16 protein-coding genes are annotated in these 20019 nt (G+C 44.2%); 8 read left to right on the top strand and 8 right to left on the bottom strand.

The window, feature by feature from the left end:
- Nucleotides 1-17 precede the first annotated feature (17 nt).
- Nucleotides 18-1454, top strand: a complete 1437-nt coding sequence (locus FAI40_01365) for a nitronate monooxygenase (GenBank protein ID QCE34091.1) — start codon at nucleotides 18-20, stop codon at nucleotides 1452-1454.
- A gap of 58 nt (nucleotides 1455-1512) precedes the next feature.
- On the opposite strand, the gene FAI40_01360 is transcribed toward FAI40_01365, so the two are convergent.
- Together FAI40_01360 and FAI40_01355 are read right to left on the bottom strand one after the other, a co-directional pair.
- Nucleotides 1513-2676 (bottom strand): coproporphyrinogen III oxidase, encoded by a 1164-nt coding sequence (locus tag FAI40_01360; GenBank protein ID QCE35711.1) that lies wholly within the window; start codon nucleotides 2674-2676, stop codon nucleotides 1513-1515.
- Nucleotides 2669-3343: a YggS family pyridoxal phosphate-dependent enzyme gene (locus tag FAI40_01355; GenBank protein ID QCE34090.1), complete on the bottom strand. Its 675-nt coding sequence runs from the start codon at nucleotides 3341-3343 to the stop codon at nucleotides 2669-2671. Before FAI40_01355 ends, FAI40_01360 begins: the two co-directional genes overlap by 8 nt.
- 125 nt (nucleotides 3344-3468) lie before the next feature.
- Between FAI40_01355 and FAI40_01350 the strand changes: the two genes are divergently transcribed.
- The 3 genes from FAI40_01350 (at nucleotide 3469) to FAI40_01340 (ending at nucleotide 8995) form a co-directional block, all read left to right on the top strand.
- Entirely contained in the window at nucleotides 3469-4785 is a 1317-nt protein-coding gene (locus tag FAI40_01350) for an rRNA cytosine-C5-methylase (protein QCE34089.1), read from the top strand.
- Nucleotides 4786-5133: 348 nt separating this feature from the next.
- Nucleotides 5134-7401 (top strand): HlyD family secretion protein, encoded by a 2268-nt coding sequence (locus tag FAI40_01345; protein ID QCE35710.1) that lies wholly within the window; start codon nucleotides 5134-5136, stop codon nucleotides 7399-7401.
- A 4-nt stretch (nucleotides 7402-7405) separates the two neighbouring features.
- The gene (locus FAI40_01340) at nucleotides 7406-8995 is read left to right on the top strand and encodes a DHA2 family efflux MFS transporter permease subunit (protein QCE35709.1); all 1590 of its coding nucleotides are present in this window, start codon (nucleotides 7406-7408) and stop codon (nucleotides 8993-8995) included.
- A gap of 21 nt (nucleotides 8996-9016) precedes the next feature.
- Here the strand turns inward: FAI40_01340 and FAI40_01335 are convergent, their stop codons facing one another.
- Nucleotides 9017-9535 carry a TetR/AcrR family transcriptional regulator gene (locus tag FAI40_01335; protein QCE35708.1) on the bottom strand — a complete coding sequence of 173 codons (519 nt, stop codon included), beginning with the start codon at nucleotides 9533-9535 and terminating at the stop codon, nucleotides 9017-9019.
- A 247-nt stretch (nucleotides 9536-9782) separates the two neighbouring features.
- On the opposite strand from FAI40_01335, the gene FAI40_01330 reads away from it, so the two are divergent.
- Nucleotides 9783-11759, top strand: coding sequence for an efflux transporter outer membrane subunit (locus FAI40_01330; protein ID QCE34088.1), 1977 nt, complete (start codon nucleotides 9783-9785; stop codon nucleotides 11757-11759).
- 51 nt (nucleotides 11760-11810) lie between these two features.
- On the opposite strand, the gene FAI40_01325 is transcribed toward FAI40_01330, so the two are convergent.
- From FAI40_01325 to ruvX, 5 genes are all read right to left on the bottom strand, one after another.
- The gene (locus FAI40_01325; GenBank protein QCE34087.1) at nucleotides 11811-12758 is read right to left on the bottom strand and encodes a DUF2272 domain-containing protein; all 948 of its coding nucleotides are present in this window, start codon (nucleotides 12756-12758) and stop codon (nucleotides 11811-11813) included.
- A gap of 22 nt (nucleotides 12759-12780) precedes the next feature.
- Entirely contained in the window at nucleotides 12781-13782 is a 1002-nt protein-coding gene (locus FAI40_01320; GenBank protein ID QCE34086.1) for an aldo/keto reductase, read from the bottom strand.
- Nucleotides 13783-13900: 118 nt separating this feature from the next.
- Complete coding sequence (locus FAI40_01315) at nucleotides 13901-14869, bottom strand: cation transporter (protein QCE34085.1); 969 nt, start codon at nucleotides 14867-14869, stop codon at nucleotides 13901-13903.
- A 9-nt stretch (nucleotides 14870-14878) separates the two neighbouring features.
- Nucleotides 14879-15916, bottom strand: a complete 1038-nt coding sequence (locus FAI40_01310; GenBank protein QCE34084.1) for a cation transporter — start codon at nucleotides 15914-15916, stop codon at nucleotides 14879-14881.
- Nucleotides 15917-16012: 96 nt separating this feature from the next.
- A complete protein-coding gene (gene ruvX / locus FAI40_01305) occupies nucleotides 16013-16519 on the bottom strand; it encodes a Holliday junction resolvase RuvX (GenBank protein ID QCE34083.1) in 507 nt (168 codons plus the stop codon).
- 145 nt (nucleotides 16520-16664) lie between these two features.
- Here ruvX and gatC point away from each other — a divergent pair, with 145 nt between their 5' ends.
- Genes gatC through gatB form a run of 3 tightly spaced genes read left to right on the top strand, consistent with a single transcriptional unit; the run spans nucleotide 16665 to nucleotide 19920 of the window.
- Nucleotides 16665-16952 carry an Asp-tRNA(Asn)/Glu-tRNA(Gln) amidotransferase subunit GatC gene (gene gatC / locus FAI40_01300; protein ID QCE34082.1) on the top strand — a complete coding sequence of 96 codons (288 nt, stop codon included), beginning with the start codon at nucleotides 16665-16667 and terminating at the stop codon, nucleotides 16950-16952.
- Nucleotides 16949-18463: an Asp-tRNA(Asn)/Glu-tRNA(Gln) amidotransferase subunit GatA gene (gene gatA, locus FAI40_01295; GenBank protein ID QCE34081.1), complete on the top strand. Its 1515-nt coding sequence runs from the start codon at nucleotides 16949-16951 to the stop codon at nucleotides 18461-18463. Before gatC ends, gatA begins: the two co-directional genes overlap by 4 nt.
- Entirely contained in the window at nucleotides 18460-19920 is a 1461-nt protein-coding gene (gene gatB / locus FAI40_01290; GenBank protein QCE34080.1) for an Asp-tRNA(Asn)/Glu-tRNA(Gln) amidotransferase subunit GatB, read from the top strand. The genes gatA and gatB overlap by 4 nt, the downstream gene beginning before the upstream one ends.
- Nucleotides 19921-20019: the final 99 nt, after the last annotated feature.

Here is a 20019-nt window from a genome sequence, read left to right as displayed (position 1 = left end):
TCGGGTATAACTTTCATATGAAAAAGCTAAACTCCCTTCGTTTATCAGGCATGGATTGTCTCCCTCTTATTGAGGGAGGCAAAGGTGTCTCTGTTTCTACGGGTATTTCTGCTGGAAAATGGGCAGAGGCCGGTGGTGTGGGAACAATTTCTGCGGTTAACGCAGACTCGTATGATGAGCATGGGAATCGCATTCCTCAAATTTATCATTCATCTACCCGGCGGGAACGTCAGGCGGAGTTGATAGAGTATGCCATTAAAGGTGGTGTTGCTCAGGCAAAAATTGCGCATGAAATTGCGGGAGGGAATGCTCCTGTTCATGCGAATTTTATGTGGGAAATGGGGGGCGCAGAAGAGGTCATTACAGGGATTTTGGAACAAACATCAGGTCTTATTCAAGGTCTGACATGTGGTGCTGGAATGCCTTATCGGCTTTCTGACGTTGCTGCACGTTTTAACGTTTATTATTATCCGATTGTTTCTTCAGGGCGTGCTTTTAATGCTCTTTGGAAACGTTCTTTTTCAAAGCAGAGAGAGCTTCTTGGCGGTGTGGTCTATGAGGATCCATGGCGAGCAGGGGGACATAATGGGCTTTCAAATACAGAAAATCCACTTATGCCAGAGGATCCGTATCCTCGTGTTCTTGAGCTCCGTAAGGTTCTTAATAGCTACGGTTTAAACGATACACCAATCATTATGGCTGGGGGTGTTTGGAATCTGACAGAATGGGAAGATTGGATTGATAACAAGGAGTTAGGGCCTGTTGCTTTTCAGTTTGGGACACGTCCTTTATTAACGCAGGAAAGTCCAATTCCATTGGTCTGGAAGGAAAAACTTCGTCATTTGAAAAAAGGGGATGTTTTTCTGAACCGCTTTTCACCAACAGGTTTTTATTCCTCTGCTGTTAATAATCCATTTTTACAAGAGCTTCGTGAGCGTTCGGAACATCAAGTTCCTTTTAAACGTCAGGAAGAATCTGATTTTACGGTCTGCTTTACACTAGAAGGCGCACGGGCACGAGATGTCTATTTACGTCCTTCCGATGCTGTAAAAGTGGAGACTTGGCAGAAAGAAGGTTATACGCAGGGAATGCGTACGCCTGATGGGACATTGATTTTTGTTGTGCCAGAACGTGCAACAGAGATTTTACAGGATCAAAATGCCTGTATGGGCTGTTTGTCTCAGTGCCATTTTTCTGGTTGGAGTCAGAGAGCTATGCAGGCAGGGAAACCATCTCCCTTGCGTCCAGATCCCCGTTCCTTTTGTATACAGAAAACATTGCAGGAAGTGGCGCATTTACCCAATGTTGTAAATGCGGAAACAGATTATGTAATGGATCATAATCTGATGTTTGGCGGAACGAATGCTTGGCGCTTTGGCGTTGATCCATTCTATGCGAATGGATTTATTCCAACAGTGAAAGAATTGGTTGAAGCCATTCAAGCTGGGAAATAAGCTTTAAAAGATTATTTTATTTAAGTGAGAAAGGGATCTGAAAAATCAGATCCCTTTCTTATTCTCCTAATAAACCGCCAAGGATGGCATTGAGGCGGAGGCGTCCTTGCAGGGTGGGGGCGAGGGCTGTTTCTGAAAGGGTCAGAAAGCCTGCCTCTATACAATTTTCTAAAAAACTTTTGTTTAGATGATCCAAAAGGGATTTTCCTGTTCGCTCCTTAAAGCGTTTAAAGGAAATCCCTTCACAGAGACGCAGACCTGTTAGAATGGCTTCTTCAATAATTTCTTCTTGGCTTAGGATGATTTCCTCTTCGATACCGTGTTGTTTGATTTGAATTTGTTCTAACCAAAATTTGGGCGGTTTTAGGCAAGAGGTTGCAATTGTGTGGTCATTTTCTCGAAAACGCCCATGCGCACCAGCACCAATTCCCATATAATCTTGGTAATGCCAATAGGATAGATTATGTCGGCTCTCTTGGCCTTTTTGGGCATAATTTGAAATTTCGTAAGGGAAAATATTCTCTTTTGCTAAGAGAGCTTCGGTCAATTTGTACATTGTTGCGCCTTCCTCATCTGGAGGCGGGATAATTTTCTTTTTTTTGTACAGGGTTGCGTAGGGGGTTCCTGATTCAATCGTGAGTTGATAGAGCGAAAGATGATCCGGCTTAAAAGATAGAGCTTGTTTGAGTTCGGCTTCCCATGCCTGTGCATTTTGTCCAGAGCGTGCGTAAATCAGATCAAAGGAAACACGCTTGAAAATAGAACGTGCCATTTCCAAAGCAGTGAGCGCTTCTGTGACGCTATGTTCCCGTCCTAAAAGTTTTAAATCTTCGGGGTTAAGACTTTGAATCCCAAGGGAGAGGCGATTGACGCCAGCTTCTTTAAAAGCAGAAAAGTTTGCTTTCTCAGCGCTTGTAGGATTTGCTTCGAGTGTAATTTCCGTCAGGTCATTTTGCTGCGGTAAAGTAGAAAGCGCCTCGGAAAGAAGATCATGAACCAAATCAGGATTCATGAGAGAGGGCGTTCCGCCACCAAAAAAAATAGACGAAAGATTTGTATAGCCAGCTAATTTAGCACGTTGAAGGGTTGTTTTAAGTTCACGTTTGAGCGCTTCTCCCATTTCGTCAGCAGAGAGATTGCGTTGAATATGTGAATTAAAATCGCAATACGGGCATTTAGAGAGACAAAAGGGCCAGTGGATATAGAGAGCTAAATTAGACAGGGCGTCCCCCAAAAATAGCTGTGCCTATTCTAACATAGGTTGCGCCTGCTTTGATTGCCTCTTCAAAATCGGCAGACATTCCCATTGAAAGCTCTTTTAAACCATGTTTTTTAGAAATCTCAGCGAGTTTTTGAAAATAAGGCAGTGCAGGCTTCCCTTGAGGCGGAATACACATAAGGCCTTTGATTTTATCCCCAAAAGATAAAAGAGCCTCTTCGATAAAGGTATCAGCTTTTTCTAGTGGAATACCTGATTTATTGATTTCTTGGCCGATATTTACCTGCACAAAAAGGTCTGGCAGATTGCCTGTTTTGTCAGAAGCCTTTTGAAGAGCTTGGCAAAGACTGGGGCGATCGAGAGTGTGAATGGCATCCGCAAACTTACAAGCTGTCACGGCTTTATTTGTTTGAAGCGGGCCAATGAGATGAATTTTTATTTCTGGATATTTAGGGCGAAGAAAAGTGGATTTTTCTTCTGCTTCTTGAACATAATTCTCACCAAAAATTCTTTGTCCAGCTTGTAATGCGGCTTCCATCGCTGGAACGGGATGAAATTTACTGACAGCAATAAGTTGAACGTCTTTTGGTGATCGGTGATTTTTTTCGCAAGATTGCGTTATTTGTTCTTTAATATTTGCAAGATTTTTCGAGATAGCGGTATGAAGCATGGGTTAAAATAGGTAATTCTATTATTTTTAAATAAAGATGATTTGTAAATTATATACTTCTCTTAAAGAATTTTCTAAATTTAATTCTTTTTGATGGCGAAATAAAAAAGGGTTTAAATAAATTTATGTCAGAGAGAAAAACGCCGTCAGCGAAGAAATCGCCTTCCTCTAAAGCGCGTAAACGTCATTCGAAAATAACGCCAGATCCCGCAAGAGATGCCGCTTGGAAGGCTTTAGGGTTTATTTTAGGCGAACGTGAGCCTTTAGAGTTTGCTTTGGATAAAGCCTGTTCATCAGAGATGCTTCCAAGGGATCGCTCTACGGCCCATTGGATAATTGCAGGAACGTTGCGCCATGTTGGTGTTTTGGAAGAAATTCTTCGGGAGCGTTTAAAAAAGGAGCCGCCATTTCCAGTTTTTCGGGCTCTCTTGCTTGGGGCGGCACAAATTCTTTTTTTGGAAGTTCCGCCTTATGCGGCTGTCGGAAGTACAGTTGATCTTCTAAGACGTCAAAGTCTCGTCCCTTTTGCAGGACTTGCTAACGCTGTTTTGCGTAAAATTGTACGGGAAGGGGATGGTATCTTAGAAACGCTGGATCAGCCACGTTTAGATACGCCTGCTTGGCTGTGGAAGGCTTGGGGAAAACGAGCAAGGATTATTTCTAATTCTTATTATAAAACAGCTTCCTTAGATATTACGCTTAAAAAAGGAAAGGCAGTGCCGGAAGGTGGCGTTTTATTGCCAAACGGAAGTTGTCGTTTTCCTGCGGGTACGCCTGTGCCAGAACTTTCAGGGTTTGAGGAGGGGCATTTTTGGGTTCAGGATGCTGCGGCTTCTATGATTGCGCCTTTGTTTGGAGGGGTGAATGGATTGGAAATAGCCGATATTTGTGCTGCACCAGGAGGAAAAACCGCTCAGCTCGCAGAGTCAGGCGCAAAGGTGATCGCCCTTGATCGGGATGAATTTCGGCTGAATCGTCTTAAGGAAAATATGGAGCGCCTTCAGTTAGAGGTTTCTCTTGTACAGGCGGACGCTTTGGCATGGACTCCAGATCATTTATTAGACGGTGTTTTATTAGATGCGCCTTGTTCGGCAACAGGGACACTTCGCCGTCATCCAGATGTCTTGCGTCTTAAGCGTCAACAAGATGTGAGGGCGCTGGCTGAAGGGCAGGCGCATTTTATTGAAGCGGCAGGCAAAATGCTTAAAAAAGGGGGGAAGCTTCTTTATGCCGTTTGTTCTCTTCAAGATGAAGAAGGGCCAAATCAAATTTCCGAAGCCATTAAAGGAGGCGGATGGGAGCACCAGCCTTTTTCAAAAGAAGCTTTAAGTTTTTTGCCAGAAGCTCGGACACAAGAAGGCTACTTTAGAACGCATCCATCTTTGTGGTCAGAAAAAGGGGGAATGGATGGATTTTTTGCAGCACTTTTGATAAAAAGGTAGTCTGCATCGCTTTCCATTTTTTTAAATGAAAAGCGTGTTGTTTTTTCAGTAACGCATAAAATTTTCTTTAAGAGACAAAATAAGCTTGCTTAAGCTTGATAAATAGGGCATCTCAATTTCTGACCGACTGGTCATTTTGTTGAAAGCTGTTAAGATTTTGGAGTATTGATGGCGCAGGAAGAAGATAAACCTGAAGGCAGCAGTGAAAGCAAAAGCCAGAATTCCAATGATTCTGAAGGGAAATCCTCGCCAGAGGAGTCTCAAACAGAGGAACAGCTTGCTTTAAGCAAGGCGCTTGATGAGTTAGGTGAGGAATCGCAGGAAGAGAATAAAGCGAAGAAAAAACGCATGTTCTTAATTCTTGGGATTTTAGCCGTTATTGGCGTTTTCTTTTGGTGGTATCTTCACCGGAATGAAGAGGAAACAGATGATGCCTATGTGACAGGCCGTAAGGTTTCCGTTGCCCCGCATGTGTCTGGTTATGTGTATGAGCTTTTAGTTAATGATAACCAGTTTGTGCATAAGGGAGATGTATTAATTCGTGTTGATGGGCGCGATTATCTAACACAGCTTCATAATGCAGAGGGCCAACTTGCGCAGGCTCAGGCAAATTTTAACGCTGCTGTTGTCGGTGAGGAAATTGCGAAAAAGAACTTCCCGGGGCAATTAATGTCGGCGCAAGGGGAAGTGGCCGATGCGCAGGCAAATCTTTTTAAATCTCAAACAGATTACGCTAGGCAGCACCGTGTTTTAAGAGCAGCGACCAGTCAATCAGATATTGATGCTTCAACAGCGCAATTGGAAAGCGCAGAAGCCAAAATGGCTGAGGCAAGAGGCCATTTGATTCAGGCAGAACCTGTTCGTGAAAATATTAAGAATGCAAATATGCGGGTAGTTCAGGGAGAAGCCCAGATTAAATCCGCAACGGCAGCCTTGGAAAAGGCTAAGCTCGATGTTGCTTGGCTGACAGTTCAAGCGCCTTGTGATGGCTGGATTTCCCAAAGATCTGTGGAACGGGGGAATTTTGTTCAGGCAGGCCAGAAGATTCTTTCGATCGTCCCAAAAGATATTTGGGTGATTTCTAACTACAAAGAAACACAGCTAAAAAAAATGCGTCCTGGTCAGGAGGCTACCATTCATGTTGATGCCTATCCACAACTTCGTCTCAAGGGTCATGTGGATAGTTTTCAGATGGGAACGGGAGAATCTTTCAGCACCTTCCCACCTGAAAATGCGACAGGAAACTTTGTTAAGGTGGTGCAGAGGGTGCCTGTTAAAATTCTTATTGATAAAGGTTTAAAAGACGATTTACCTTTGCCTTTGGGGCTTTCTTTGACGACGATTGTCGATGTTGGCTACACGCCAGCTAATCCGCCAAAAGTACAGGCGCCGGAAAGCGGTAAAGCGAATGAGAATTTTAATCTTGAAGAAATGATTAATAAAAGTGTTGCGGATAGTGGGGGGGCTTCTACGCAAGCACAGCAAAGCGAAAAAACAGAAAAACCTCTGGATTTAGAGTCTCCGAAAGCTTCTTCGCCTTTTAATTCTGCAGAGACTGAAAAATCTATGGATCAATCTCTCTCGAATGCTGATGCTGGGACAGAGGGGCAAAGTCCAGTGGATCAGATGGGAAATTTGGCCGAGAAAGATGGGCAGGATACGCTCAAAAAAGATGCGGCTCAAGCGTTAGAGACCGCAGCAAAAGATCTTCCCCCAGCCGAAGCAGCTCAGGTTGAAGGGGTAGACAAGCCTTCAAATGACGCCGTGAATGCAGTTGAAAATGTGGCAGATTCCTCAAAATCAGACGACACGGCATCAGAGAAAAAAGAGGAGGGGGGGGAAGAATCTTCACTTCAGCCTATTAAGCCAGAAGAGGTTCAGGCGATTAAGGAGAAAGCGCTTGCAGCAATGAATAATCTTGCAGGCTCAAAAGGGGTAAAGGATATCAAGGATCAAGCTGTTGCGGCGATGGAAGCACTTGGTATTCCAAAAGAATCGATCGAGAAACTACAGGAAAAGGAAGCTAATCGAGAAACAGCTTTAGGCAATCCGATTGATTTGAAGGATCCCAATACGCAAGCTGCTTTAGGGCGGATGGCGAAAGAGGCGGTCGAGGGGATTAAAACTTTGCCGATTTCTTCTGAGAAAAAAGCTGAAATTGAAAAAACAGTAAATGATTTGGCGCAGAAAAATGCAAAGGCTTGGAAAAAATCTCCTCCAGATAGACTCGTTGTAAAAGATGCGGTTAAGCAGGCAGCTTCAGGCGGAGATCGTAAATATGCAATTGATCCAGAGCTTTCTAAAGAGCTGGTTAAAGCTGCAACGAACAGAGATGGTAAGCACAAAACGCCTAAAACAGGGCAAGAGGCAGAAGATGCTGTCACAGAGCCAGATGAGGTTGATGAAAGTGCGCCAGGGAGTTCTGTAAATAATAAGCAGAATGAAAAATCATATCAGGAAAATATAGATAATTTCAGTTCAACCTTGCCAGCGCCAGAGATAAAGACGGGAACAGATTCTAATTTTGATTCGGCAAATCATAATTTTGATACAGGAAATGTAAAAACAGAGGGGAGTGCGCTAGGAGCAAATCCTTTGGGCGCAGGTATCCATTAACATGATGGAAAAGGATAAAGTTTTTACGGATGCCGAAAAAGCAGCGTGGAAACCAAAGCATAACCCATGGCTCATTGCTGTTGTCGTTACGATGGCGGCTTTTATGGAAGTTTTAGATACGACCATTGTCAATGTTTCTTTGCCGCATATCGCAGGGGCATTGGGAGTTGCCTATAATGATGCGACTTGGGCGCTGACATCTTATCTTGTGGCGAATGGGATTGTTTTGACAATTTCAGGCTGGTTGGCAAAGACAATCGGGCGAAAGAAGTATTTTTTCATTTGTCTTGTGGGTTTTACGATCTGCTCTTTGCTTTGCGGTATGGCAAGCTCATTGGCAATGCTCGTGATTTCAAGACTTTTGCAGGGATTTTTTGGCGGTGGGCTACAGCCTGTTCAGCAATCCATTATTTTAGATACTTTTCCCCCTGAAAAAAGAGCTGCGGCTTTCAGTTTGACGGCGATTGCAACGATTGTCGCCCCTGTCTTAGGACCTCTTTTAGGGGGTTATCTGACAGATAACTATTCTTGGAACTGGATTTTCTTTATTAACGTCCCCTTTGGGATTTTTACTTGTGTTTTGGTAGGCATTTTCGTTGAAGATCCGCCTTGGGAAAAAGCGGTTAAAATGCCCGTGGATGTTATTGGGATTTCTCTAGTTTCCTTAGGGTTAGGCTGTTTGGAGGTAATGGCAGATAAAGGGGAGGAAATGGATTGGTTTGGCTCTCAGTTTATTTGTATCATGGCGGTTCTAGGTGTTTGCGGCACGGTTGGTGCCATTATTTGGCTTTTGAATACAAAAAATCCTCTTTTGAACTTAGGTGTTTTGAAAGATAAAAATTTTGCGCTGGGGACGGTTCTTGTTGGGGCCATGGGGATCACTCTTTATGCAGGTGCAATGCTCGTGCCGCAATTCGCACAGCAAGTGATGGGATACACAGCTCAGCGTGCAGGGATGATCATGGCACCAGGGGGGGCATCTGTGATTATTTTAATCCCTCTTGTTGGGCTTTTCATGAAGCATGTTCAATTACGCTATCTGATTGCAACGGGTTTCATGCTGATGTCATTTTCATTTTATTTTTCAGCACAGCTTTATTCAGATGTGAGCTTTGGATTTTTGGTAATGTCTCGTGTTGTTCAAATCGCGCCAATGGCATTTTTATTCGTGCCGATTAACACTCTAGCGTTTTCAACATTACCTGATAAATTGAACGGTGATGCTTCTGCCATGTTCTCTATGGTGCGAAATTATTTAGGAAGTCAGGCGATTTCTTATTCAGGCGCAGGTTTGGTGAATTGTCAGCAAATTCATCAGAACGATATGAGTGCGAATATTTATGCAAATCGTCCTGAAGTGCAGGATTATTTACATCAGGCAGCGCAAGTCGCGATAGAGCACGGAATCCCTTCTTCGGATGCGCAGACATTTGCTATGGCGAAGCTGTACCGGGAATTTATGATGCAAGTGGCGATGTTATCTTATAACAGTATGTTCCACGCATTGGCCTTGCTTTCTCTTGCGATGGTGCCTTGTTGTTTCTTTGCCTCTGCAATTAAGGCCAGCGGTTCAGCCAAAGGCGGGGCGCATTAAATGGCACAGCTTGGTTTGGCTTTAAGGGGCGTAAATTTTCAGGAAGCTGTTGGCAACAATTTTGGCTATTTTAAGGATAGCTTCGGGGGATTGGTCAACAGGCAGTCCGAAATGAATACGTTGGAGGATTCGTGTTTGACAGATGGCGATGAATTGCTCCGCGGCAAGGCCGCTATCGGCCATTTGAAGACTTCCTTTGCGCGCATAAGAATCGAACCAGGCCGACAAGTTTGTGAGGACTCTGCTGAAACCATAGCGCCAGAAAGTTTCTGCCAAGGAGGGGAAATGAATGGCTTCGGCGACAACAATTCTAAACAGACTGACCGAGACAGGCGCTGTCAGAATTTTAATCAATGTTTCCGCCGCATCTTCAAGCGCTTTTTGGGGAGGAAGCTCTCTATCTTGAAAAACGGTTTCCAAGGCTTGCAAGCGTTCTTTACTGCTTTCACGAAAGAATGCAGAGAACAGCTCTTCTTTATCTGTGAAGTGATTGTACAATGTGCCTTTCGAAACACCTGCTTTTTTTGCAATGACAGACATCGAAGCGCCAGCATAGCCTTTTTCCAAAAAAACAAGACCAGCATCCTGCAAAATCTGATCTCTTTTAGCGTTTTTGCGGGCTTCACGTCCGTTACTGGACTGCAGAGTATGGTTTTCAGGAAATGTGGAAAGGGTTTTAGGCACGAGGGAATCTCTTCTATGAAAATTTTAGATTTCCTCAAAGAGGAATTAAGTATTATGCTGACCGAACGGGTCGGTCATCTTTCTTATAGCAAGGAAGCTTTTGGTGCAGAATAAGAAAAAACAGCAAAGCAATAGATTTTTGTTTAAAAAATTAGGGAATTTCTCTGCAAGCCTGAGTCTTCTTGTTTTAGGGAGCGGGGGTGGATGTACTTTTATTGGTCCGCATTATAAAAAACCTGTTCCTTATGCGCCTCCGAAATATCATGTGGATGATAATTCAGGAAAATCACCAGCGCCTTTTAGCCAAGTTGTTGAAAAACCAGGGAATCCGAATTGGTGGGAGGAGTTTAACGATCCAGAGTTGACTTCGCTTGAGGTGCGTATTTCAACCATGCATTTGCCTCTTTTGCAGATGGCTTCCAACATTTCTGCCAGCCGTTCAGAAATGATGCTGGCAGGAGCGGAACGTTTCCCAATGCTCGGTGTTCAGGGATCCTATAAAGCGACACAGCCAAGTACGGCAATGGTTGGACAATATATTGATCAGATTGGGAAAGGGACTTGGCCGAATCTTGTTAATTCGGTTGATAATAGCGGAATAACATTGCCCGATGGGCAGCCGATTTCCAGCGTTGTCAATGCAAGCACTCCTAATCCATATTCAGCCTTTTCACAAAATGTGCAGATGCCGCTTTTGAATATGTGGAGTTATGGCATTGATGCGAGCTATGAGTTCGATTTTTGGGGACGTTTAGCGAGGCAGTATAAAGCAGCTGCCGCACAGGCTTCTTCTGTTCAGTGGCGTCAAAGAACGGTATTGATTGCAGCGCAATCTGATATGGCGCAATATTATCTAAAATTGCGTGGCGATCAATTAGCATTAGCTGTCTTAAAAAAGAATTACGACACGTTGCAAATGATGATTAACTTGGCGGAAGATCGTCAAAAATCAGGCCTTGCATCAGAATCAGAGGTGGATGATTTAAAGGCTAATGCCCATACAGTAACTTTGCATCAGCATGATTTAGCTCTGCGCACCAATAAGATGCAAAATGCGATTGCGCTTCTTTTAGGTCTTCCGCCTCATGCGTTGGATGAAGAGCTTGGTTTCCACCCTGCAATTCCACAGTTGCCAGCTGAAGTTCCTATTGGTATCCCAAGTGAGCTATGCCATCGCCGTCCTGATATTGGTGAGGCCGAGGATATGTTGAGGGCGGCTATTGAAGAAACAGGCATGGCAGAGGCTGATTTTTATCCAAAGATCACGATTGATGCTTCTTTCGGTATGAGTACTTTGTCCTTTAATAAATTGGCCAACTGGTCAGGCAGTACATGGAGTATTGGTCCGACAATTCAAATTCCTATTTTCCAAGGTGGAAAATTATACGGCCAATTACAATTGAAAAAGGCGCAACAGCGCGCTGCTGCGATTAAATATCGCTCTGTTGTGATGAATGCCTGGCAGGAAGTTGACAATGCTTTGAAAGCCTATCGTGAGACACAATTCCAGACATCGGCTGCTCTCGCTTCTGCGGAAGAAAAGGGCAAAAAAAGAGATTTGGCTGTGAATGCATACGCAAATGGGCTGATGACCTATTTAGATGCGCTAAAAGCGCAGTCAGATGCAGAAAATAACGAGCTTCAAGCTGTGAATACATTGGATGCTTTGGCTGAAGGAATTGCGAAACTCTTTAATGCGCTTGGCGGTGGATGGGAAGAAATTCTTCCTAATAAGGGCGGCAAAAAAGAAATGCTTAGCGCAATGCGTATTCAAGGCGCTTCGATGGCTGTGGCGGGTGCAACGGATAATTCACATCACAAATTGCGCCTCTATAAAGGTGGAAAACGTGTTCCGCCGCCATGGTTTAAACCGCCATCTCCTGAGGAGCTGGACCGTCTTGAGCGTCAGGGAAATGAACTTGGCACAAGACTCGGACTTTATCCTGATATGCCACCGACAGGCGAGCCGCCAAAACCTAATCCGCAACAGGAAGAGATTTCTATTAAGAAATCCATTTCTGAAAGTGGTGGGGATATTAAAGACCCTGCGCATTGTTTGGATGATAATTGCGGTAAATAGAAAAAGGCTGGTGCATTTTGCACCAGCCTTTTTTCATAGGATACGTAAATTTTATCCTTTTTTCTGTATTGTATCTTTTGCTTGCTGGTATTGAGGCGCAAGGATAGCGCACCATGGAAAACGGGGGTCTAGGCTGTTGCCATTTTTACTTGATACATGGCCTTTTTTATTGACAGGAACATGCGTGAGGGCGACTTGGTCTTCTACATTTCCTCCGATGGTATCAATTTCCCACCCAAAAGGTGTTCCAAAGTGGGGAGCGGAAGTAACAATACCGCAATGGGCTGGAAAAAATTCTTTGCTTGGAAGGTCATTAAATTGAATATTTCGACTCTTTCCACGTCCTGTGCAAAGAATATCCCCCTTTTTAGGTGCATAATTAGAAGGATTTTTCCCTTTGAGTCCATGAGGAGATTGGCTAATCGCTGCGTTTATATAGGTAGAATGATTAGCGGCATAAACGAAATGATTGCCAGCGCCAGCTACCCGCATGACATAGGAAATAAAGGCGGCAGACCAAGCTTTTTCGCCATCATTTTTAGCGGGAAAAATTTTTCCGTTATCAGCGCTTAATCCTGTCCAATAGGATTCTTTTGCTTCTAAAGGCTGGCCTATCCACCAATATTCCCCAATTCTTTGCCAAAGGCCTGCTTGACGTTCGGGTTTTGATTTGGAAGGAAAATTATCAACCTCTCTGGTTTGCTTTGGGTCAATATCGACAATAGGCTGACCGAAGAGACGCCATTCTCGCTGGGCAATGGCAACAACATCCTCTCGGTTAAAGCGTGCGATAGGATAGGCAGCATAGGGAGGAACACGGGGATTATAGGTAGAATCTATGTTTGTTATTTCTGCTCGATAGGGCACAGAAAATTTACATTTTTTGTTGAAATGAGCATGTGAACAGGCTGAAAGTGAAAAAAGGAGAGCTGATGACAGCCCTCCTTTTATAAGCCATGCACTTGCAGTGTTGATTGTTTCAAACAGTGCTTTTTGCATTAGTCGTCCAGTTTTGTCAGTTTTAAGCTTGACGTTCTGGGGGAGCCATAAAGGTTGGTTCAATCGGATCTGGTGTGTTCCGGGCAAGAATATCATCAATTTTACGATAATCGTCTGCGGAAAGAGACCAGTCGAGTGCATCCCGAATATTGGTAACCTGTTCAGGCTTGCGAGCACCCCAAAGCGCAATGGTTGGCCCCAAATCCAAAACCCAGCGAATAGCAAGCGCCAAAAGAGATTTTCCTTTGGAATCTGCAAGGGCTTGAAGCTCAGTGACTGCTTTTAAATATTGCTCAAAGCGTGGCGCTTGGAACTTAGGATCCGTTTTACGCAGATCATCTCCTGTAAAGGTTGAGCTAGCTGTAATCTTACCACTGAGAAGACCACGGCAAAGAGGACCGTAAGCCAAAAGTGCCATGTCATTTTCTTTGACGAAAGGCAGTGTATTTTTCTCTGTGGCACGTTCAAAAATATTGAGAGGGTCTTGAGAGGTTGCAAGAGGCGCAGCCTGTTGAAAGACTTTCATCTGATCAGCAGAATAGTTGCTTACACCAATAGAGAGGATTTTTCCTTCTTGGCGCAACTTTGCAAGTTCAGCCGCAGTATCTTCGATAGGGGTTTTGTTATCCGGCCAGTGAACCTGAGCCAGAGCAATCGTGTCAACACCAAGGCGGCGCAGAGAATCTTCGATACCTTGACGGATAATTTCAGGGCGTGAATCACGATAGACTTTGCCATTATCCCAGCTAAGGCCAACTTTGGTCGCAATAAAAGGTTTTTTGTCTGTTAAGCTAGCAAGAGCTTTTCCAACGACTTCTTCCGAATGTCCAAAACCATAAACAGGCGCTGTATCAATAAGATTGATTCCATTAGCAACAGCATCATGGATTGTTTTAATTGCTAAATTATCATCGGAGCCTCCCCACATCCAGCCGCCAATCGCCCAAGTTCCTAGGGCAATACGCAAGACTGAAGAGGGAAGTCCGCTGATTTGAATTTCGTTATTTGTAAGACTTTGAGCCATAATAATCATTCTTTCATTGCTGGAAGAGAGTGAAATAAAATCTCCCTAGAGAGGGTACTGTATTGCGTCCCAAGCGTCCAATCTTCTTTGAGACTTTTTGCACGGCATGCCGTTTTATTTAATAGCAACAGCAATTTTTAGATTTTTTGCAGACAGCTTGCTTGCTGGTTGCTTCTTCTCCTTTTTCAAGAAGAGCGTGGCTATCGGGTTCAAGATAAATATGAACGGAAATATTGCCCATTTCTTGTCTGAGAGCGGTTTCGATACGGGCGCAGATATTGTAAGCTTTTGAGACAGGCGTTTCATCTGGAACGGCAAGGTGAAACTCGGTAAACAGGTCTTTTCCCGCTCGTCTCATCCTTATATCGTGCGCCTTGGCTTGTCCGCAGGCATTTTCCCAAATAATTTTGTCAATTTGTTTTCGTTCTTCTGGTGGGAGTGCTTGATCCATAAGCGGATGCGTTGCTGTCCAAAACATTTTTCCGCCGACAAAAAGGACATTGATGCCAATTAAAAAGGACATAAAGCCGTCAAGGCGTTCCCAGCCTGTAATTGGGATTAAGATGATTCCGACAATGAGGCCGATGCTCGCCCAAATATCAGAAATCATGTGATTACCAGTGGACTGTAATGTAGAAGAATGGTGTTTTTTCCCCCAACGAAAGAGCGTAATACCCCAAATCAGGTTAATAATCCCAGCAAAACCGTTGAGGGCTGCTCCAATAAAAGGGGTTTGCAGAGGAGATGGAAAAAACCATTCCCGAAAAGCTAAAAGTGCGATTAAAACACCCGTTGTAAAAACAAAAAGCGATTCAATAATCGCAAAAATGGCTTCAGCTTTTGCATGCCCATAAGGATGGTTTTCATCGGGTGGGAGAGAGGCTAATTTGACGGCCCAAATAGCGCCAACAGCCGCAGCAACATTTGCTAATGTTTCAAGTCCATCTGAGAAAAGTGCTGTTGAGTCCGTAACATACCAAGCGGCCATTTTGATAAATAGAACAAGAAGGCTAACAGGAAGGCAAATGATGGCTAATTTTACCGCCTGATTGCTGTCTTGGTTTTTCTCTAAAGGAGCCTGTGGCATCTCTATTTCCTAGCAGGCCAGATGTGCAGATTCGATTTGAAAAGTGGCATGACTGATTTTGTACTGTGTTTTGAGAAGTTCGGTTGCGTGCAGACGGAGTTCATCACTTGCGATGAGATCATTTACAACAAGATGAACGGTGAGAGCGGTTTCTGTCGTGCTGAGAGGCCAGATATGAAGATGGTGTAAATTCACAACGCCTGAAAGCTTTTGTAGGCTTTCCTCAACTTCATTGGGGTTGATCGCATTTGGGGCGGCATCAAGTGCAAGATTGACTGACTCTGAAAGCATATTCCAGCTGGCCAAAATAATGATAACGGATAAAATTAAAGAGGTTAGCGGATCAAGGAAATAAAGTCCTGTCCATGCAACCAGCAGGCCGCTTATGACTACGCCAACCGCCAGCACAGCATCTGAGGCCATGTGTAAGAAAGCGCCTCGAATATTAAGGTCGTCCTTAGAACCTTTCATCAGAAGAAGGGCTGCGATCCCATTGATAACAATTCCGCCAGCGGCGGCGGCGCTGGCAGAGAGTCCCTCAACAGGCGCAGGGTGAATAAGACAGATGAGCGCTTCCCAGACGATACCTCCCGTTACAAGAAAGAGAAGGGCAGCATTGCCAACAGAGGCTAAAATAGTTGCCCGTTTCATGCCGTAGCTGAAGCGCTCGGTTGGTTTACGCTTTGCAAGCGCATGGCCAAGCCAAGCTGCGGCAAGTGCTAAAATGTCCGATAGATTGTGGCAAGCATCGGCTAACAGCGCTAGCGCATGGGTTTTGATTCCCCAAACTGTTTCAAAAATAACGTAAAGAAGATTTATTAGCATTGCCAAGGCAATGGCGGTTCCAAATTGATTGGGAAGATGGTGGTGATGCCCATGCCCATGCCCATGCCCATGCCCATGCCCATGCCCATGCCCATGCCCATGCCCATGCCCATCATGATCATGGGCGTGGTGATCATGTGTCTCATGATTGTGAGTGTGTGAAGCGCTGGAATTGTTTTTTACGCCAGAGCAATGCGAAGGGTCACAGGAAAAAGTTGTCATATCTCTATTAGATGTTCATTGAAGAAAGGCATGTGCCATTTTTTTTTGGAGTACCGCCGTGTATTATAGCGATGAATGCGAAAAGCGGAAAATGACTTAAAATCTTTGAAAATTATTGAAGGAAGGGCGGGCAGCGTCCAGCCAGCCTTGGAGTTGGTAAGAGGCCGCCATCTTATCGACAACAGCGCTGCGCTTTTTACGGCTAATATCAACCTCTTCAATTAAAAAGCGATTCACAACCGAGGAAGAAAAGCGCTCATCCCAAAAGGTAAGAGGGAGCTGGAATGCTTTCGCAATCATCGTGCCAAAATCACGGGCGGATTGCGCAGAACTTCCTTCTGAACCATTCATTTCTAATGGAAGTCCAACAAGGATAGCGCAGACATCTTCTCCCTGAATGATGTTTTCAATGGCTGAGACCATTTCTTTTAGTCTGCCCCGTTGAATAGTGCCTGCGGGGCTGGCAATGCGTCTCCCAAGATCCGAGAGTGCAAGGCCAATACGGACTTTTCCAGGGTCAATGCCAAGAAGACGCCCCTGTTCTGGAAGAGATTTTGAAAATTCTTGAGGAGATAAAAGGGCATTTTTGCAGTCGGATGTCATGAAGTTCGTAAAAATTTTGGAGTGAAAAATTAAGATATAACAGGTAAAATGCTAAGTTGGTATGTTATTAAGGTTAAGGTAGACACCTGTATCGATTAAAAGAAGATGCAGTTGAGTTTGAAATTTTTTAGGAGAAATGTCGTTTATGTCCTTCGATATCGCGACCATTACACGTGTCGCAAAGCTCGCACGTATACGTTTAAAGCCTGCTGAACAGGAAAATCTTGGGCGGGATATCAACAATATATTGTCATGGGTTGAGCAACTTTCAGAAGTTGATGTTCAAGGGGTTGAGCCTATGACAACGGCAACACTTTCTCAAACGCCTTTGCGTCAAGATCAGGTGACGGATGGAAACTGCGTCAAAGAGATTTTAAGTAACGCCCCAGAAGCTGCTGGGCCATATTTCACAGTTCCAAAGGTAGTAGAATGAGCGACAAAAAAACGAATCTTATTGATCTTTCTTTGGCTGAGGCAAGAGATGCCTTGGCAGCAAAGAAGATTTCAGCATCTGAACTTACAAATGCTTATATTGATGCGATTGAAACGCATAATCCCCGTGTCAATGCATATTTGGCGACAAATTTTGATGAAGCCCGTCAGGTTGCAAAACAATCAGATGAAATTTTAGCAAAAGGAGAAGGAAAGCCCCTTACAGGTATTCCACTCGGGATTAAAGATCTTTTTGTTACAAAAAATCTTAAAACAACGGCAGGAAGCCGTATTTTAGAGAATTTTGTTCCGCCTTATGAAAGTACTGTTTCTGCAAAATTACGTCAGGACGGCGCTATTATTTTGGGTAAACTTAATATGGATGAGTTTGCCATGGGCTCTGGAAACTTAACTTCTGCTTACGGTGGTGTTGAAAATCCGTGGAAGCGTACTGGAAGTGATTCAAAGCTTGTTCCTGGCGGATCCTCAGGTGGGTCTGCTGCTGCCGTTGCAGCAGGGCTTGCTCTTGGGGCAACAGGAAGTGATACAGGGGGATCTATTCGTCAACCAGCCGCTTTCTGTGGTATTGCAGGTGTTAAGCCAACTTATGGCCGTTGCTCCCGTTTTGGTATGGTCGCTTTTGCCAGTTCTTTGGATCAGGCTGGGCCTATGGGACGTGATTTGCGTGATTGTGCGATTATGCTCAAATCAATGGTTGGGCATGATGCAAAAGATTCAACAAGTGCCAATCATCCTATTCCTGATTTTGAAAAAGCTGTTTCCAGAGGTGTCAAAGGTCTAAAAGTTGGCATTCCAAAAGAATATCGTCATAAGGATACGCCAAAAGAGATTTTAGAACAGTGGGACATGGGCGCACAACAATTGAAAGAGGCTGGTGCAGAAATCATAGAAGTTTCTTTGCCGCATTCCTCTTATGGCTTGCCAACCTATTATATTGTTGCTCTAGCGGAAGCTTCCTCAAACCTTTCACGCTATGATGGCGTTCGTTATGGGGAGCGTGTCGCTGGAAAAAGTCTTGATGAGCTTTATGAAGAAACCCGTGATGCTGGTTTTGGAGATGAGGTAAAACGCCGTATCTTGTTAGGAACATATGTTCTTTCAGCAGAGCAATATGATGCTTATTATCTGCAAGCTCAGAAAGTGCGCGCAAAAATCCGTCAGGATTTTGTCAATGTGTTTAAAACAGTAGATGTTTTGCTGACACCAACTGCGCCAAGCGGTGCGTTTGCTTGGGATCAAGAGCCAGCCAATCCAATCCAGCGTTATTTGAATGATATTTTCACAGTACCTGCTAGTTTGGCAGGTGTGCCTGCACTGTCTTTGCCATCTGGCCTAGATAATTTAGGTGTTCCCCTTGGATTGCAGCTGATTGGTAATTTCTTTGATGAGGAAAGCATTTTGGCAACTGGTGGCGCTTTAGAAAAAGCCATTAATTTTAAGCAGCGTCCTGCGTTGTGGGCTGGCAATCATAAAAGCGGAGGTGCAGCATGAGTGAATGGATTTTAAAAGGGCAGACTGGAGACTGGGAAATTGTCGTTGGACTGGAGGTTCATGCGCAAATTGTCAGTAAGTCCAAGCTTTTCTCGGGTGCTTCGGCAACTTATGGCGCAGCACCGAATGAGAATGTCAGTATTGTGGATGCGGCATTTCCCGGTGCGTTGCCTGTCTTAAACGAGGAATGCGTTGCGCAAGGTGTGCGGACAGGGCTTGCTTTAAAAGCCGAGATTAATAAATTTAGTCAATTTGATCGTAAAAATTATTTTTACGCAGATTTACCGCAGGGCTATCAGATTTCACAGTTTTTCCATCCTATCGTTGGAAAAGGAAAGCTGATTGTTGACCTCGCTGATGGAACGCAGAGAGAAATTGGCATCACCCGTATGCATCTTGAACAGGATGCAGGGAAGTCTTTGCATGATCAGGATCCTAATCTTTCTTATATTGATTTAAACCGTGCTGGTGTTGGATTGATGGAAATTGTGAGTGAGCCTGATATTCGCTCTCCAGAAGCGGCTGGCGCTTATGTGCGGAAGCTTCGGCAGATTGTACGCTATGTCGGGTCTTGCGATGGGAATATGGAAGAAGGCTCTATGCGAGCTGATGTGAATGTTTCTGTTCGTAAGGTCGGTGAAGAGGGGTATAGAACCCGTTGCGAGATTAAGAATGTCAATTCAATCCGTTTCGTGATGCAGGCCGTTGAAGTCGAGGCAAAGCGTCAGGTAGAAGTTTGGGAAGCTGGTGGAACGGTAGATCAGGAGACAAGATTGTTTGATTCTGTGAAAGGGGAGACGCGTTCCCTTAGAACAAAGGAAAACGCACAGGATTACCGCTATTTTCCTGATCCCGATTTGTTGCCTGTTCAGATTACAGACGAATATATTGAAAAATTGCGTCAGGATTTACCTGAATTGCCAGATGAAAAGCGGGCACGTCTTGAAAAAGATTATGGCATTAACGCCTATGAATCTGGAATTTTGACGACAGAAGCTTCAACCGCTGATTTTTATGAGGCGGTTGCCAAGGGAAGAGATCCACGCCTTGCTGTGAATTGGGTTTTGGGAGATTTCTTTGCAGGCTTGAACCGTACAGGTAAAAGTTTGGAAGATTCTCCCGTTTCCGCAGAGGCTTTAAATCAGCTTCTGGGCTTGATTGAAGATAGTACAATTAACGGTAAAATTGCTAAAGAAGTCCTTGAGGATATGATTGAAACAGGCGAAGACCCTGAAAAAATCATTGATAAGAAGGGCTTGCGCCAGGTGACGGATACAGGAGTAATTTTAAAAGAGTGCGAAGCTGTTATTGCCGAAAATGCAGATAAGGTTGAAGAGTATAAATCTGGTAAAGATCGTCTCTTTGGCTTTTTTGTGGGGCAAGTTATGAAGCGGATGCGGGGAAAAGCAAACCCAGCCGTTGTAAATGAAGAGCTGCATAAAATTTTAGATAAATAAAAATTTTATCAGTTTATTTAAAAGAAAGCGGAGGAATAATTTGACGCCTCCGCTTTTTCCCCTTAAATAGGGGCTGTAACGCAGGGTTGAACTTTAATT

It is taken from the genome of Acetobacteraceae bacterium (assembly GCA_004843345.1).
Taxonomy (GTDB): Bacteria; Pseudomonadota; Alphaproteobacteria; order Acetobacterales; family Acetobacteraceae.
Note: the sequence above shows the minus strand (reverse complement) of the source record. Positions and strands in the feature narration are given on the sequence as shown.

Coding starts and splice junctions, on each gene's coding strand:
- FAI40_01315 (QCE34085.1), bottom strand. CDS start 14,869: ATGCCACAGGCTCCTTTAGAGAAAAACCAAGACAGCAATCAGGCGGTA.
- FAI40_01365 (QCE34091.1), top strand. CDS start 18: ATGAAAAAGCTAAACTCCCTTCGTTTATCAGGCATGGATTGTCTCCCT.
- FAI40_01355 (QCE34090.1), bottom strand. CDS start 3,343: ATGCTTCATACCGCTATCTCGAAAAATCTTGCAAATATTAAAGAACAA.
- gatB (QCE34080.1), top strand. CDS start 18,460: ATGAGTGAATGGATTTTAAAAGGGCAGACTGGAGACTGGGAAATTGTC.
- gatC (QCE34082.1), top strand. CDS start 16,665: ATGTCCTTCGATATCGCGACCATTACACGTGTCGCAAAGCTCGCACGT.
- FAI40_01310 (QCE34084.1), bottom strand. CDS start 15,916: ATGACAACTTTTTCCTGTGACCCTTCGCATTGCTCTGGCGTAAAAAAC.
- FAI40_01340 (QCE35709.1), top strand. CDS start 7,406: ATGGAAAAGGATAAAGTTTTTACGGATGCCGAAAAAGCAGCGTGGAAA.
- FAI40_01350 (QCE34089.1), top strand. CDS start 3,469: ATGTCAGAGAGAAAAACGCCGTCAGCGAAGAAATCGCCTTCCTCTAAA.
- FAI40_01320 (QCE34086.1), bottom strand. CDS start 13,782: ATGGCTCAAAGTCTTACAAATAACGAAATTCAAATCAGCGGACTTCCC.
- FAI40_01345 (QCE35710.1), top strand. CDS start 5,134: ATGTTCTTAATTCTTGGGATTTTAGCCGTTATTGGCGTTTTCTTTTGG.
- gatA (QCE34081.1), top strand. CDS start 16,949: ATGAGCGACAAAAAAACGAATCTTATTGATCTTTCTTTGGCTGAGGCA.
- FAI40_01325 (QCE34087.1), bottom strand. CDS start 12,758: ATGCAAAAAGCACTGTTTGAAACAATCAACACTGCAAGTGCATGGCTT.
- ruvX (QCE34083.1), bottom strand. CDS start 16,519: ATGACATCCGACTGCAAAAATGCCCTTTTATCTCCTCAAGAATTTTCA.
- FAI40_01335 (QCE35708.1), bottom strand. CDS start 9,535: ATGTCTGTCATTGCAAAAAAAGCAGGTGTTTCGAAAGGCACATTGTAC.